Here is a 14,468-nt window from a genome sequence, read left to right as displayed (position 1 = left end):
ACCAACGCAGACGACCCAACCTACATCATGGCTATTTCCGATTTCGACCTGGTTTTATTCGGCGGCACCGGCGACCTCTCGATGCGCAAGCTGCTGCCGGCCCTGTACGCGCGCGACCGTGCCCGCGACCTGCCGCCTGAAGCGCGCATCGTCTGTATCGGCCGCGACGACAAGAGCCGCGAAGAGTTCCTGAAGATCGTGGAGAAGGATTCCAAACCGCACATCCCCGCCGGCAACCTGGACGCCGCCGTCTGGGACCGCTTCGCCGCACGGCTGCGCTATGCCTCGGTCAACGCCAGGGAAGGCGCCAGCTTCGAGCACCTGAAGGAAGCGCTGCGCGACACCGCCGGCCTGCCGCGCGTGTTCTACCTGGCCACGCCGCCCAGCCTGTTCGCCTCGATCTGCGAGAACCTGTCCAAGGCCGGGCTGGTCACGCCGAGCTCGCGCGTGGTGCTGGAAAAGCCGCTGGGCCGCGACCTCGCCAGCGCGCGCGACATCAACAAGCAAGTCGGCCAGTACTTCGAGGAATCGCAGATCTTCCGTATCGACCACTACCTCGGCAAGGAAGCGGTGCAGAACCTGCTGGCGCTGCGTTTCGGCAACGTGCTGTTCGAGCCGCTGTGGCGCCGCGAATGGATTTCCGACGTGCAGATCACCATCGCCGAAGAGCTCGGCGTGGGCGGCCGCTTCGATTATTACGACACCTCGGGTGCGCTGCGCGACATGCTGCAGAACCACTTGCTGCAACTGCTGTGCATCGTCGCCATGGAACCGCCCGTGTCCAACTCGGCCGATGCCGTGCGCGACGAGAAACTGAAGGTGCTGCGCTCGCTCAAGCGCTTCACCCCGACCACGCTGGCCATGAACGTGGTGCGCGGCCAGTACCGCTCGGGCCACGTCAACGGCGTGCCGGTGCCGGGCTACCGCAAGGAAGACGACGCCAACCCCGAATCGCGCACCGAGACCTTCGTCGCCGTCAAGGCCGAGATCGACACCTGGCGCTGGGCCGGCGTGCCCTTCTACCTGCGTACCGGCAAGCGCATGGCCGACTCGCTGGCCGAGATCGTGGTGCGTTTCAAGAGCGTGCCGCACTCGATCTTCGCGCACCAGAACGACACCCCGAACTGCCTCGTCATTCGCCTGCAGCCCGATGAAGGCCTGCACATGAACCTGATGGCCAAGCAGCCCGGCGACGGCATGCGCCTGCGCCCGGTCGAGCTGGAACTGGACTTCCGCGAGAAGTTCAAGACCCCGCGCATGGACGCCTACGAGCGCCTGCTGCTGGATGTGCTGCGCGGCCACCTGACGCTGTTCATGCGCAGCGACGAACTGGAAGCCGCCTGGGAATGGGTGGAACCCATCCTCGACCACTGGGAGCAGCAGGAATCCGACCCCATCCCCTACAACGCCGGCACCTGGGGGCCCGCCGCCGCCAGCGCGCTGATCGGCCGCGACGGACTGCAGTGGCGCGAAGAAGCGCTGCCCGAAGTCTGATGCGCAACCAGCACGCAGAAAGCACGTAAAAAGGCCGCGCCATGTCCATGCTGCTCGACTCCATCCGCACCCACATCAACTCCCTCTCGAAATCGGAGAAGAAGGTGGCGGCGACCGTGCTCGCCAATCCGCAACTGGCGCTGGCGGAAAACCTGACCGCGCTGGCCAAGAACGCGGAAGTGTCGGAGCCGACCGTGATCCGCTTCTGCCGCGCCATCGGCTATGAAGGCTGGCACGACTTCAAGCTGAAGCTGGCGCAAAGCCTGGCGCTGGCGCTGCCGGGCGCGGACGAGACGCTGGCCCAGGACGACCTCGCGGCCGACCTGGTCAACAAGATCTGCAGCCGCTCCATCAATACCCTGCTCGACCTGCGCAACCACCTCAACCCGGATGCCATCCAGCTGGCGCTGGACGTGCTGGCGCGCGCCAACAAGATCGAGTTCTACGGCCAGGGCACTTCCGGTATCGTGGCCAACGACGCCCAGCACAAGTTCTTCCGCTCGGGCGTGCCCACGGTCGCCTACTCCGACCCGCACATCCACAGCATCGCCGCCTCGCTGCTCAAGGCCGGCGACTGCGTGGTGGCCATCTCGCAGCGCGGCGGCAACGCGGCGCTGCTGCGCTCGATCCAGCTGGCGCGCAAGGGCGGCGCTGACATCATCGTGCTGGGCCCGTCCGGCACCCCGCTGGCCGAGCTGGCCACGGTGCTGGTGCCGATCGACCTGTCCTTCAACATCGACCCCTACACGCCGATCTCGGCGCGCCTGGCGCACCTGGTGGTGATCGACATCCTGGCGGTCGGCCTGGCGTTGCGGCGCGGCCCGGAATTCCGCAAGCAGATGCAGAACGCGCAAAAGTCGCTGCAGAAGTTCGACATGCAGTTCGATTCCTTCTTCCGCTGATCCGCGCCGCTGTGGATCTGGATCAAGGATCAGGCATCCGCCGACAGACAGCCCGCCGCGATTGCGTACAATGGCGCCATCGACTTCCCTTCCAACTTCGCAACCAGGACTTCCCATGAGCCAGCTTGACCAGTTGAAGCAGTACACCACCATCGTGGCCGACACCGGCGACTTCCAGGCGATGAAGGCCTTCGCGCCGCAGGACGCCACCACCAACCCCTCGCTGATCCTGAAGGCAGTGCAAAAGGACGAGTACAAGCCGCTGCTGGCGTCCGTGGTCAAGGCCAACGCCGGCCAGGGCACCGAGCAGATCATCGACCGCCTGTTGATCGCTTTCGGCCTGGAAATCCTCAAGCTCATCCCGGGCCGCGTGTCCACCGAGACCGACGCGCGCCTGTCGTTCGACACCGAAGGCACGGTGGCCAAGGGCCGCGAACTGATCCGCCTATATGAGCAAGCCGGCATCCGGCGCGAGCGCGTGCTGATCAAGATCGCCTCCACCTGGGAAGGCATCCGCGCCGCCGAGATCCTGGAAAAAGAAGGCATCCGCTGCAACCTGACCCTGCTGTTCTCGCTGCCGCAGGCCATCGCCTGCGCCGAAGCCCGGGTGCAACTGATCTCGCCGTTCGTCGGCCGCATCTACGACTGGCACAAGAAATCCACCGGCCAGGAATACACCGGCGCCGACGATCCGGGCGTGCAGTCGGTCAAGGCCGTCTACAACTATTACCGCAAGTTCGGCTACGCCACCGAAGTGATGGGCGCGAGCTTTCGCAACACCTCGCAGATCGTCGAACTGGCCGGCTGCGACCTGCTGACCATCAGCCCGGAACTGCTGCAAAAGCTGTCCGAAGCGGATGCGCCGGTGGAGCGCAAGCTGAGCAAGGAAGCCGCCCAGGCCGCCGACATCGAGCGCGTGACGCTGGACGAGAAGGCCTTCCGCCTGGCGCTCAACGCCGATGCGATGGCCACCGAAAAGCTGGCCGAAGGCATCCGCCTGTTCGCCGCCGATGCGGTCAAGCTGGACAAGATCGTCGAGGCGCTGCGCTGATCGCTTATTGCATCGGGCAAGCAAAAGGCCGCATCTTTGATGCGGCCTTTCTGTTTCAGGAGCGGCAAGGCATAGGCGCCGGATGGCGCGCCGCCATCCGGAATCCGGGCAACCCCGATCAGCTGCCCAGCATCTCCGGCAAGGCGCCGATCACCTTTTCGCTGCACTGGCGCAGCGTTTCGTCCAGCCACTGATGCGCCATGGCGTAATCGTCCTTCGTCCACTCTTCCAGCGGCAGGGCCTTTTCGGAGACGCGGCTGCATGACACGCGCACCAGCGGGCTGATCGTAAACAACCCCGCGTCCTCCTTGCGCTTGTAGACCTCCAGTTCGGTATTCATCTTGTATTGCTGCGCTTCCTCGCCGGTCAGGCTTTCATAGATCAGGCGGGTGTTGCCGCCGGCCACGTTGATCGGATTCTTGAAACCGGAGGGATAGAGATCCGGCTTGGCGTCGACGGCCAGGTTGACCTCCTTGCGCAATTGTTCGATGAAATCGGTGGCGACCGGATTACGGACATTGTTGCGGTCTTTCACGTCATCGATCTTGCGTCCCTTCAGATCTTCCTTGCCGAAACCGCTGAAACCGATCCCCCCGGCCAGCGCGAAAGTCAGGATACCGAGCGCAGCCTGTGCGGCCACGTTCTTCTGGGTAGCCTCGGGATTGACGATCATGATTTCTTCCGGGGTCTCCTTCAGCCGGCTGCCATTGGGAAAACTCGTGGTGTACAGCACGCCCAGCTTCACCAGCCTGGCTGGCGCCTCCGGCATGGAATCGGCGCCGGAAGATGCGGCCACAGGCGCAGCCACGGCCGAGACGGCGGATTGGTTGGCAGCCTGCTGGCCGGCGCAACCGTTGAGGGCGACCAGCGACGCCAGGAAGAGAGTCTTGAAATTTTTTTGCATGCTCTTTTTTGTCAAATGAATGGAAAAAACCCATCCCCGCCCTTCCATATGGAAAGCGATATTTTCAAAAGGAAACGGGGAAGCAGACAGGATCTTTTCCTGCCGAGGCGGATCCGGCCCCCTCGGCCAGCCGCGACTGCAAGCGACAGATTCCCCCTTGTCCGCAAGGGATAAATCTTATGCGATGAGAAGCGATATTGTCTATAGACAATATCTCAACAATCAAGCTGCAGCTTGATTTTCCATTACCGAAAAAGAAAAAGCAGGCCGCGCGCGGCCTGCTTTTTCATGCGGACGACCCGGCCGGTTCAGGCAAAGCTGATCTGCACCTTCATCATCTTCGCGCGGTCGCCGGCGATCTCGAAGGCCTCCACCGATTTCTCGAACGGATAGGTGGCCGTGATCAGCGGCTTCACGTCCACCAGCTGCTTGTTCATCAGTTCCACCGCCATCGCGAACTCTTCATGGAAGCGGAAGGCGCCGCGCCAGTCCAGTTCCTTGCCCACCAGCAGGTTGGCCGGGAAGTTGATATCGCCGCCCAGCCCCACCTGCACGATGATGGCTTGCGGGCGCAGCGCCTCCAGCGCGCCGACCAGCGCGCGCTCGTTGCCGCTGACTTCGAACAGCACGTCGAAGTGGCCCTTGTCGGCGGCGTATTCCTTCAAGGCGTCAGGCGTTTCGGCCATGTTGACGGCGCGGTCGGCGCCCACCTTGACGGCGGTTTCCAGCGGCATCTTGGCCACATCGGTGGCGACCACTTCCAGCGCGCCGGCGCGGCGGGCGGCGATCACCACCAGTGCGCCGATCGGGCCGCAGCCGGTCACCAGCACGCGCTTGCCGACCAGCGGGCCGGCGCGGCGCACCGCATGCAAGGCCACCGACAGCGGCTCGGCCATGGCCGCTTCGCCGTCGCTGACGTGGTCGGCCACCACATGCGCTTGCGCGCGCTCGATCACGATCTCTTGCCGGAACGCGCCCTGTACGTGCGGCATGCGCATGGCGCTGCCGTAGAAGCGCATGTCCAGGCAATGGTTCTGCTTGCCTTCCTGGCAGTACTTGCAGGCGCCGCAGGGACGGCTGGGGGAAATCGCGATGCGGGTGCCGGGCTGGATATCGGAAATGCCCGAGCCGACCTCGGCGATCTGGCCCGACACTTCATGGCCCAGCACCATCGGCTCCTTGATGCGCACCACGCCGAAGCCGCCGTGGTGGTAGTAATGCAGGTCGGAGCCGCAAATGCCGCCGGCCTTGACCTTGACCTTCAGTTGCTGCGGCTGCAGCGCGCCGGTTTCCAGTTCCTGGATGCGCAGGTCGTGCGGCGCATGGATGACGATGCCTTGTTGCATGGTGCTCTCCTGATGTGTGCTTGAAGGGTTGATTTACAGTGTCGCGGTGACGCCGCCATCCACATAGAGGATATGGCCGTTGACGAAGCGCGAGGCATCGCTGCCGAGGAACACCGCGGCGCCGACCAGGTCTTCGACATCGCCCCAGCGGCGCGAGGGCGTGCGGCCCACCAGCCAGTCGGTGAACTTCTGGTCGTTGACCAGCGCCATGTTCATCTCGGTCTTGAAGTAGCCGGGGCCGAGGCCGTTGACCTGGATGCCGTACTTGCCCCAGTCGATCGCCATGCCCTTGGTGAACATCTTCACCGCGCCCTTGGTGGCGGCGTACGGCGCGATGCCGGGACGGCCCAGTTCGCTTTGCACCGAGCAGATGTTGATGATCTTGCCGCGGCCGCGGCCGATCATGTGGCGCGCCACCGCCTGCGCGGCGTAGAACACGCTGTTCAAGTTGGTGTTGATGATGTCGTGCCAGTCGGATTCCTTGAAATCCTCCAGCGGGTTGCGGCGCTGGATGCCGGCGTTGTTGACCAGGATATCGATGGCGCCGGTCTCGCTTTCGATCCGTTGCACCGCCGCCTTGACCGCCTCGTTCGAGGTGGCGTCGAAGCTGGATTCATGGATGGTGTGGCCCTCGTCGCGCAATTGCTGCGCCACCTTGGCCAGCTTGCCGGCATCGCGCCCGTTGAGCACGATGGCCGCGCCCGCCTGCGCCAGGCCGCGCGCCAGCGCCAGGCCGATGCCGCCGGAAGATCCGGTGATCAGGGCCAGCTTGCCCTCCAGGGAAAATTCTTTCAGGCCTGCGGGCAGCGCCGTGGTCTTCACTGTCATGTCATCTCCTGTTGTCGGTGGTGTTTATTTCGGTTTGACCATCTCGCGCTGGAAGGCGGCGATGGCGTGGTACTCGGCTTCCAGCTTGGCCGGAATGGCCGCGAAGATCGGCTGCAGGCGGCTGTAGACCTTGACCGCTTCGGCTTGCGGCGCGTGGTGGTGGTTCGACCCGACCATGTCCGAGATCGCCTCCAGCGAATCGACCAGGCCCAGCGCATACGCGCCCAGCACGGCCGCGCCCAGACAGGACGATTCCACGCTCTCGGGCACCATCACTTCCCGGTTGAAGATATCGGCCATCATCTGGCGCCACAGTGCCGAACGGGCGAAGCCGCCGGTGGCCATCATGCGCTTGGTCGGGCCGACCAGCTCTTCCAGCGCCGGCAGGATGCTGTAGAGGTTGAAGATCACGCCTTCCAGCGCGGCGCGGATCATGTGGTGCTTGCCGTGGTGCAGGCCGAGGCCGAAGAAGGAACCGCGCAGGTCGGCGTTCCACAGCGGCGCGCGTTCGCCGGCCAGGAACGGATGGAACAGCAGGCCTTCGGCGCCGGGCGTGACCTTCTCGGCGATGCGCGTCAATGCCTCGTAGGGATCGACGCCCTCGTCGCGCGCGGCAGCCGCCTCGGCCGTGGCCAACTCGTCGCGCACCCAGCGGAAGATGTTGCCGCCGTTGTTGACCGGGCCGCCGACCACCCAGTGCTTCTCGGTCAGCGCGTAGCAGAACAGGCGGCCGTGCGGGTCGGTCAGCGGCTGGTCGATCACGGTGCGCATGGCGCCGGAGGTGCCGATGGTGACCGCCACGTGGCCGGTCTCGATGGCGTTCACGCCGAGGTTGGACAGTACGCCGTCATTGGCGCCGATGATGAACGGCGTGGCAGTCGACAAACCCAGGCGCTGCGCCATCTCCGGCTGGAGCGCCGGCAGGCGGTAGGTGGTCGGCACCGGCTTGGGCAACTGGGCGGCGTCGACCTGCAGCAGCGCCAGCGCCTGCTGGTCCCATGCCAGCTCGCGCAGGTTGAACATGCCGGTGGCCGAGGCGATCGAGTGGTCCACCACCCACTCGCCGAACAGGCGGAACATCAGGTATTCCTTGATGCCGACGAAGCGCGCGGCCTTGCTGAATACCTCGGGCTTTTCGTGGCGCATCCACATCAGCTTGCACAGCGGCGACATCGGGTGGATGGGCGTGCCGGTACGGCGGTAGATGGCGTTGCCGTCGAACTCCTTCCTGATGCGCTCGGCCCAGACCGAGGCGCGGATGTCGCCCCAGGTGATGCTGTTGGACAGCAGGCGGTTGTCGGCATCCAGCGCGATCACGCTGTGCATGGCGGCGCTGAAGGACAACAGCGCGATGTCTTGCGGCGTCGCCCGGGCGGCCTTCACCGCGCCGGCGATCGAGCCCAGCGCGGCCTCATAGATTTGCTGCGGGTCCTGCTCGGCCATGCCCGGCTCGGTGCACAGCACCGGGTACTCCTCCGCGTGCTGCGCAACCACCTTGCCGTCGAGGGTGAAGACGACGGTCTTGGTGCTGGTGGTGCCGAGATCGACGCCGAGCATGTAGCGGGGAGCGTTGGACATGGTTTGTTTCCTTTAAGGCAAAAGCCCGGCACGCGGCCGGGCGGGTACGGCAATTACACGACCAGGTTGAGCAGCATGATGAAGATGATAGCAACAACCGAAATCAGGGTTTCCATCAGCGTCCAGGTCTTGAAGGTTTCGCCCACGCTCATGTTGAAGTATTCCTTGACCAGCCAGAAGCCCGCATCGTTGACGTGCGACAGGATCAGCGAGCCGGCGCCGGTGGCCAGCACCAGCAGTTCCTTGTTGGTGCCGGGCACCAGCGCCACCAGCGGCGCCACGATGCCGGCGCCGGTGATGGTGGCCACCGTGGCCGAACCGGTCGCCACGCGGATCACGCCGGCCACGAACCAGGCCAGCAGCAGCGGCGAGATCTGCGCATGCACGGCCAGCTGGCCGATGGCGGTGCCCACGCCGGAGTTCACCAGCATCTGCTTGAAGCCGCCGCCGGCGCCGATGATCAGCACGATGGCCGCGGTCGGCGCCAGGCTCTGGTCGACGAATTTCAGCACTTGCTGACGGGTGAAGCCGCGGGCGATGCCGAAGGTCCACATCGCCAGCAGCAGCGCCGCCAGCAGGGCCACGATGGGGTTGCCGACGAAGTCCATCAGGTCGCGCACGGCGTGGCCTTCCGGCAGGCTGACGTCGACGAAGGTCTTCAACAGCATCAGGAACACCGGCGACAGCACGGTCACCAGGATGACGGCGAAGCCCGGCAGGTTCTTGGTTTCCGGCTCGCGCGCCAGTTGCGCCATCAGCTCGTCGGACGGCTTGATGTCGACATACTTGGAAATGAAGGAGCCGAACATCGGGCCGGCGATGATGACGGTCGGCAAGCCGACGATCAGGCCGTAGAAGATGGTCTTGCCGATATCGGCGCCGAAGATGCCGATGGCCAGCAGCGGGCCCGGATGCGGCGGCACCAGGCCGTGCATCACCGACAGGCTGGCCAGCATGGGCATGCCGATCTTGAACAGCGGCACGCCCGAACGGCGCGCGACGATGAACACCAGCGGGATCAGCAACACGAAGCCGATTTCAAAGAACAGCGGGATGCCGACCAGGAAGGCGCCCATCATCATGGCCCAGTGCACGCGCTCGCGGCCGAAGGCGCGCACCAGCGTCTGCGAGATCTGGTCGGCGCCGCCGGATTCGGCCATCAGCTTGCCCAGCATGGTGCCCAGGCCCAGCACGATGCCGACGAAGCCCAGCACGCCGCCGAAACCGTCCTGGAAGGACTTGACGATCGTGGGCAGCGGCATGCCGGAAATCAGGCCGAGGAAACCGGACGTGATGGTCAGCGCGATGAAGGGGTGGATGCGCAGGCGCGTGATCATCAGGACCAGCGCGAGGATCGCGATGAATGCGTTAAACAGCAGTGTTGCTTCGTGGCTCATGCCCAGCATGGGATCTCCGTATGCCGATAGCCGACGGCGCGCGGCCTGACCGGCCGCCGGAGGGGCCCCCATCGCCATGGCGGCTGCGGGCGAGCGTCTCCTGCGGCCTACCAATGATGGCGGCGCGTTCGTCTGCACTATCTTCGTAGTGTTTTATTGAATGTTCCTGAGTGTAGTAGCCAGCGCCGACTTCGCCGCCGTGTTTCCGGCGGTCGAGATGTTAGCGTTAACATGGGGCGCGATGATAACGCTAACATCTAAAACCGGTCAAACACTTGTTGTGCTGCGCTGCGGCACAAGCGCATCGTTGGCACAGGCAGGAAATTGACCGCGGGGAACCAATTCCAGGTCGCCGCCCACGGCGCGGCGCGGTATGATGTCGGCCATATCGACGATCCCACCGCCATGAGCAAGCGCGCAGCACAAGACAGAAAAACCGTTCCCCTCCCCGTTCCGAAAGGCAGCCGGGCCACCGGCCGCGTGACCATCACCGATGTCGCGGCCGAGGCCGGCGTCAGTTCGATGACGGTGTCGCGCGCCTTGAAAATGCCGGCGCTGGTGCAGGAACAATCGCGCGAGCGCATCTTTGCCGCCATCGAGAAGCTGGGCTATGTGCCCAACCAGGCCGCCGCCACGCTGGCCTCGGCGCGCTCGCAGGTGATCGGGGTGCTGGTGCCGTCGCTGACCAATGCCGTGTTCATCGAAACGCTCTCCGGCATCCGCGACTACCTGGCCGAAGCCGGCTACCAGTTCCTGATCGGCGAAACCGGCTATGCGCGCGACAAGGAAGCGCAACTGATCTCGACCTACCTGGCGCATGCGCCGGCCGGCTTCCTGCTCTCCAGCAGCGAGCAGCACGAGATCCTGCAAAGCCGTCCGGCCAGCCGCGCCATCCCCGCCGTGCGCATGTTCGACCTGGGGCGCAGCAATGACGAATACTCGGTCGGCTTCTCGCAGACCAGGGCCGGTTACGCGGTGGCGCGCCACCTGGCCGAGCGCGGCTACCGGCGCCCGGCCTTCATCGCGGCCCAGCTCGACCCGCGCATGATGAAGCGCCGCGAAGGCTTTCGCAAAGGCTTGCAGGAAGCCGGCATCGACCCCGCCGTGGAAGTGCTGCTGCCGTTGCCGACCACGGTGGACATGGGCGCGCAGCTTTTACGCCGGGTCCTGGAAACGCGCCCCGACTGCGACGCCGTGTTCTGCTGCAACGACGACCTGGCCCTGGGCGCGCTGTTCGAATGCCAGCGCCAGGGCATCGCGGTGCCCGGGCAACTGGCCATCGCCGGCTTCAACGACCTCTCCTGGGCGGCCTGCGCCACCCCCTCCATCACCACCGTCATCACCCCGCGCTACGACATCGGCTACAAGTCGGCCGAAATGCTGATCCGCCAGCTCAAGGGCGAGGACATTCCCAAAGGGCGGCTCGACCTCGGCTTCGAACTGGCGGTGCGCGAGAGCACCTGAGCGCCCATGCCCGGAGGAAAGCGGCATCAATAATCCGGCGCTTGTCAGAGAAATCCTATAGACAGGCCCGAGGCAGCCTCTACAATCATCGGGTGCCGCCATCGATGGGATGCCGCCATCGATAGCGGCATGCAATGCGCAAGAATGTTCTAAAACAACAACCATCCCGACAAGTCCAGATATCAGGAGAATCCACATGCAAAAGTTCACCGGACTTTGCAAGCCGGCCGCATTGGCCTTGCTGCCCCTCTGTACCTCGCTGGCGTTCATGCCGGCTTGCGCACAGACGCCCGCGCCCTCGGCGCCGGTCATCAAATACGACCTCACCTACGACATCATCAGCCCGGTCGAGGCCAAGCACGGCATGGTCGCCACCGAGCAGGGGCTGGCCACCAAGGTCGGCGTGGATATCCTGAAGAAGGGCGGCAACGCGGTCGACGCCGGCGTGGCGGTCGGCTTCGCGCTGGCGGTGGTGCTGCCCAATGCCGGCAACATCGGCGGCGGCGGTTTCATGATGATCCACGACGCCAAGACCGGCAAGAACGTGGCGCTGGACTTCCGCGAAATGGCGCCGCAACGCGCCACCCGCAACATGTACCTGGACGACAAGGGCAACGTGGCGCCCGGCCGTTCGCTGTATACCCACCTGGCCGTCGGCGTGCCCGGCACGGTCGCCGGCCTGAGCCACGCGCTGGCCAAGTACGGCACCATGAAGCTGTCGCAGGTGATCCAGCCGGCCATCGAGCTGGCCGAAAAGGGCTACCCGGTCAGCCCCAGCCTGGCGCTGATCCTGGCCGCCGAGCGCGAGCACCTGGGCCAGTGGGAGTCGAGCCGCGCCATCTTCTTCAAGGACGGCCGTCCGCTGCAGGCCGGCGAAATGCTGGTGCAGAAGGACCTGGCCAAGTCGATGCGGCTGATCGCCAAGGAAGGCCCGAAGGCCTTCTATGAAGGCGCCATCGCCAAGAAGATCGTGGCCGAGATGGACAAGCACGGCGGCCTGGTTTCCGCCGACGACCTGAAGAACTACAAGGTGGTGGAACGGACGCCGGTTACCGGCAACTACCGCGGCTACCAGGTGATGTCGATGCCGCCGCCGAGCTCGGGCGGGGTGCACATCATCCAGATGATGAATATCCTGGAACGCTATCCGCTCAAGGAGTACGGCGCCGACAGCGCGCAGTCGATCCACCTGATGGCCGAGGCCATGAAGCTGGCCTACGCCGACCGCTCCGAATACCTGGGCGACCCCGACTTCACCAAGGTGCCGGTCAAGGGCCTGACCTCGCGCGCCTACGCGGATGAACTGGCCAAGAAGATCAACCCGGAGCGCGCCACCCCGTCGTCCGAGATCAAGCCGGGCCAGCCGCAGCCGTATGAAAGCGACCAGACCACGCACTTCTCGGTGGCCGACAAGGACGGCAACCTGGTGGCCACCACCTACACGCTGAACCTGAACTTCGGCAGCGGCATCGTGGCCGCCGGCACCGGCATCACCCTGAACAACGAGATGGATGACTTCTCCGCCAAGCCGGGCGTGCCCAACGCGTTTGGCCTGGTCGGCGGCGACGCCAACGCGGTCGGCCCGTACAAGCGCCCGCTGTCGTCGATGTCGCCCACCTTCGTGCTCAAGGACGGCAAGCCCTTCCTGGTCACCGGCAGCCCGGGCGGCAGCCGCATCATCACCACCACGCTGCAGACCATCCTCAACGTGATCGACTACGACATGAACGTGGCCGAAGCCGCCATCACGCCGCGCATCCACCACCAGTGGGCGCCGGACCAGTTGCGCGTGGAAAAGGGCCTGTCGGCCGACACCATCAAGATCCTGCAGGACAAGGGCCAGAAAGTCAGCGTCCAGCCCTCGATGGGCCGCACCCAGACCATTCAGATCAAGCCGGACGGCTTCTACGGCTTCTCCGATCCGCGCAATCCGGACGGGCGCACCTTGGGGTTCTGATCCGCCAGCCTGAGACGGACCTGCGGGCGCTGCCCGCAAAAAAAATGCCGCGACGTTCATCAGTCGCGGCATTTTTCATTACGGGTCGCTTATTTGCGCAATTATTCGCGCGTTTCCTACAGCTTGGGATTGACCTTCACCAGCACGATCTTCGGCCCCGACATGCGCTTGATCACCACGTCGAACGCCGGGAACTCGATGCGCTGGCCTTCCTTGGGCAAGTCGCCCAGCTTCTCCATCACCAGGCCGCCGACCGAGTCGATGCTGTCGTCGTACTCGATATCGATGCCCAGCATGTTCTCCAGCGTGACGATCGGCAGGCTGCCCTTGCCCAGCAAGGTGCCGTCGTCCTGGCGCGTCCATTCGCCGGTGTTGTGGCGGAACTCGTCGCGGATCTCGCCCACCAGCAGGCTGAGCATGTTATCCAGCGTGATGAAGCCCTGCGGCGGCTGGCCCTTCTTGCCGATGATGGCGAAGTGCGGCGAACCGGTGCGAAAGCGCCGCAGCAGGTCCAGCGCGGGCAGCGCCGGCGAGATGTACTGCACCGGACGCAGGTAGGCCTTCAGGTCGGCGACGGCGCGCCCGTCCTGCTGCGCCAGGAACACATCCTTCAGGTGCACCAGCCCCAGCACCTGCTGGCGCTCGGCGTCGAAATACGGGTAACGCGAAAAGCGGTTGCGGTAGATGATCCCGAGGTTCTCTTCCAGCGTCATGTCGTCGCCCAGGGCCACGATCTCGCTGGCCGGGCGCATGATGTCGGCCACATCCAGTTCGGCGAAGTTCAGGCTTTGCGCCAGCACGTTCCATTCGTCGCGGGTGAATTTGCCGTTCTTGCCGCTCTTGTTGCCGGCGCGCAGGATCAGCTTGAGTTCATCGGACGAGTAATGCGCGTCATGGCCGTGCACGCCGCCCAGGCCAGCCACGCGCAGCAGCCAGTTGGAGCTGGCGTTGAGCACCCAGATCAGCGGATACATGCCCCAGTAGAAACCGTACAGCGGCAAGGCGCACCACAGGCCCAGCTTTTCCGGGCTGCGGATGGCCAGGGACTTGGGCGCCAGTTCGCCGGCCACGATGTGCAGGAAGGAGATGACGAAGAAGGCGAACACGAAGGAAACGCCGTGGATCAGTTCCAGGTTGGTCACCCCGGCCAGCGAGAACAGCGGTTCGAGGATGCGGGCGAAAGCCGGTTCGCCGATCCAGCCCAGGCCCAGCGAGGCCAGCGTGATGCCCAATTGGCAGGCGGAGAGGTAGGCGTCCAGCTGGTTGTGGACCACCGCCAGGATGCGGCCGCGCAGGCCTTGTGTTTTTGCGATGGCCCGGATGCGCGTTTGGCGCAACTTGACCAGACTGAATTCTGCTGCAACGAAAAAACCGTTCAACGCAACCAGGACAAAGGCTGCGACGATCAGTAATATATTTTCCAACTAGGGTTCCTATAGGGCTTGTCGAGGGGCCCGGGTCACAACATGCCGACCCGGACTCCGTAATTTACCATGCGCCGGGGTGAGAACCCGGAACATTGCATGAAAGATAATTTTCACCCATGG

General features: G+C 64.6%; 11 protein-coding genes. 5 read left to right on the top strand and 6 right to left on the bottom strand.

Annotated elements, in window-relative coordinates:
• Positions 1-27 precede the first annotated feature (27 nt).
• From zwf to tal, 3 genes are all read left to right on the top strand, one after another.
• On the top strand, positions 28-1,494 hold the full coding sequence (zwf, locus tag AC07N6_RS04350) for a glucose-6-phosphate dehydrogenase (RefSeq protein ID WP_494781087.1): 1,467 nt from the start codon (positions 28-30) through the stop codon (positions 1,492-1,494).
• A gap of 47 nt (positions 1,495-1,541) precedes the next feature.
• On the top strand, positions 1,542-2,396 hold the full coding sequence (locus tag AC07N6_RS04345; protein ID WP_050468741.1) for an SIS domain-containing protein: 855 nt from the start codon (positions 1,542-1,544) through the stop codon (positions 2,394-2,396).
• A gap of 115 nt (positions 2,397-2,511) precedes the next feature.
• On the top strand, positions 2,512-3,447 hold the full coding sequence (gene tal / locus AC07N6_RS04340) for a transaldolase (RefSeq protein ID WP_494781086.1): 936 nt from the start codon (positions 2,512-2,514) through the stop codon (positions 3,445-3,447).
• Between the two features lie 118 nt (positions 3,448-3,565).
• On the opposite strand, the gene AC07N6_RS04335 is transcribed toward tal, so the two are convergent.
• The 5 genes from AC07N6_RS04335 to AC07N6_RS04315 all read right to left on the bottom strand — a co-directional run bounded on the left by AC07N6_RS04335 (position 3,566) and on the right by AC07N6_RS04315 (position 9,509).
• Positions 3,566-4,351, bottom strand: coding sequence for a hypothetical protein (locus AC07N6_RS04335; RefSeq protein WP_494781085.1), 786 nt, complete (start codon positions 4,349-4,351; stop codon positions 3,566-3,568).
• A gap of 308 nt (positions 4,352-4,659) precedes the next feature.
• The gene (locus AC07N6_RS04330) at positions 4,660-5,697 is read right to left on the bottom strand and encodes an L-idonate 5-dehydrogenase (RefSeq protein ID WP_494781084.1); all 1,038 of its coding nucleotides are present in this window, start codon (positions 5,695-5,697) and stop codon (positions 4,660-4,662) included.
• A 33-nt stretch (positions 5,698-5,730) separates the two neighbouring features.
• On the bottom strand, positions 5,731-6,525 hold the full coding sequence (locus AC07N6_RS04325; RefSeq protein ID WP_494781083.1) for an SDR family NAD(P)-dependent oxidoreductase: 795 nt from the start codon (positions 6,523-6,525) through the stop codon (positions 5,731-5,733).
• Between the two features lie 24 nt (positions 6,526-6,549).
• Positions 6,550-8,103, bottom strand: a complete 1,554-nt coding sequence (gene gntK / locus AC07N6_RS04320) for a gluconokinase (RefSeq protein WP_494781082.1) — start codon at positions 8,101-8,103, stop codon at positions 6,550-6,552.
• A 53-nt stretch (positions 8,104-8,156) separates the two neighbouring features.
• The gene (locus tag AC07N6_RS04315; RefSeq protein WP_494781081.1) at positions 8,157-9,509 is read right to left on the bottom strand and encodes a GntP family permease; all 1,353 of its coding nucleotides are present in this window, start codon (positions 9,507-9,509) and stop codon (positions 8,157-8,159) included.
• A gap of 396 nt (positions 9,510-9,905) precedes the next feature.
• Here AC07N6_RS04315 and gntR point away from each other — a divergent pair, with 396 nt between their 5' ends.
• Both gntR and ggt read left to right on the top strand, forming a co-directional pair.
• Positions 9,906-10,964: an HTH-type transcriptional regulator GntR gene (gntR, locus tag AC07N6_RS04310; RefSeq protein WP_494781284.1), complete on the top strand. Its 1,059-nt coding sequence runs from the start codon at positions 9,906-9,908 to the stop codon at positions 10,962-10,964.
• A gap of 196 nt (positions 10,965-11,160) precedes the next feature.
• Positions 11,161-12,921, top strand: a complete 1,761-nt coding sequence (ggt, locus tag AC07N6_RS04305; RefSeq protein ID WP_494781080.1) for a gamma-glutamyltransferase — start codon at positions 11,161-11,163, stop codon at positions 12,919-12,921.
• 116 nt (positions 12,922-13,037) lie between these two features.
• Here the strand turns inward: ggt and AC07N6_RS04300 are convergent, their stop codons facing one another.
• The gene (locus AC07N6_RS04300; protein WP_494781079.1) at positions 13,038-14,345 is read right to left on the bottom strand and encodes a hemolysin family protein; all 1,308 of its coding nucleotides are present in this window, start codon (positions 14,343-14,345) and stop codon (positions 13,038-13,040) included.
• Positions 14,346-14,468 lie beyond the last annotated feature (123 nt).

This window comes from Herbaspirillum sp. GW821-FHT09A12 (assembly GCF_059418325.1).
This window is presented reverse-complemented; position numbering and strand designations above follow the sequence as displayed.

Bases quoted from the DNA above. Each gene is read 5' to 3' on its own strand.
- gntR (WP_494781284.1), top strand. From the start codon at position 9,906: ATGAGCAAGCGCGCAGCACAAGACAGAAAAACCGTTCCCCTCCCCGTT.
- AC07N6_RS04325 (WP_494781083.1), bottom strand. From the start codon at position 6,525: ATGACAGTGAAGACCACGGCGCTGCCCGCAGGCCTGAAAGAATTTTCC.
- zwf (WP_494781087.1), top strand. From the start codon at position 28: ATGGCTATTTCCGATTTCGACCTGGTTTTATTCGGCGGCACCGGCGAC.
- AC07N6_RS04345 (WP_050468741.1), top strand. From the start codon at position 1,542: ATGCTGCTCGACTCCATCCGCACCCACATCAACTCCCTCTCGAAATCG.
- AC07N6_RS04330 (WP_494781084.1), bottom strand. From the start codon at position 5,697: ATGCAACAAGGCATCGTCATCCATGCGCCGCACGACCTGCGCATCCAG.
- AC07N6_RS04315 (WP_494781081.1), bottom strand. From the start codon at position 9,509: ATGCTGGGCATGAGCCACGAAGCAACACTGCTGTTTAACGCATTCATC.
- ggt (WP_494781080.1), top strand. From the start codon at position 11,161: ATGCAAAAGTTCACCGGACTTTGCAAGCCGGCCGCATTGGCCTTGCTG.
- gntK (WP_494781082.1), bottom strand. From the start codon at position 8,103: ATGTCCAACGCTCCCCGCTACATGCTCGGCGTCGATCTCGGCACCACC.
- AC07N6_RS04335 (WP_494781085.1), bottom strand. From the start codon at position 4,351: ATGCAAAAAAATTTCAAGACTCTCTTCCTGGCGTCGCTGGTCGCCCTC.
- tal (WP_494781086.1), top strand. From the start codon at position 2,512: ATGAGCCAGCTTGACCAGTTGAAGCAGTACACCACCATCGTGGCCGAC.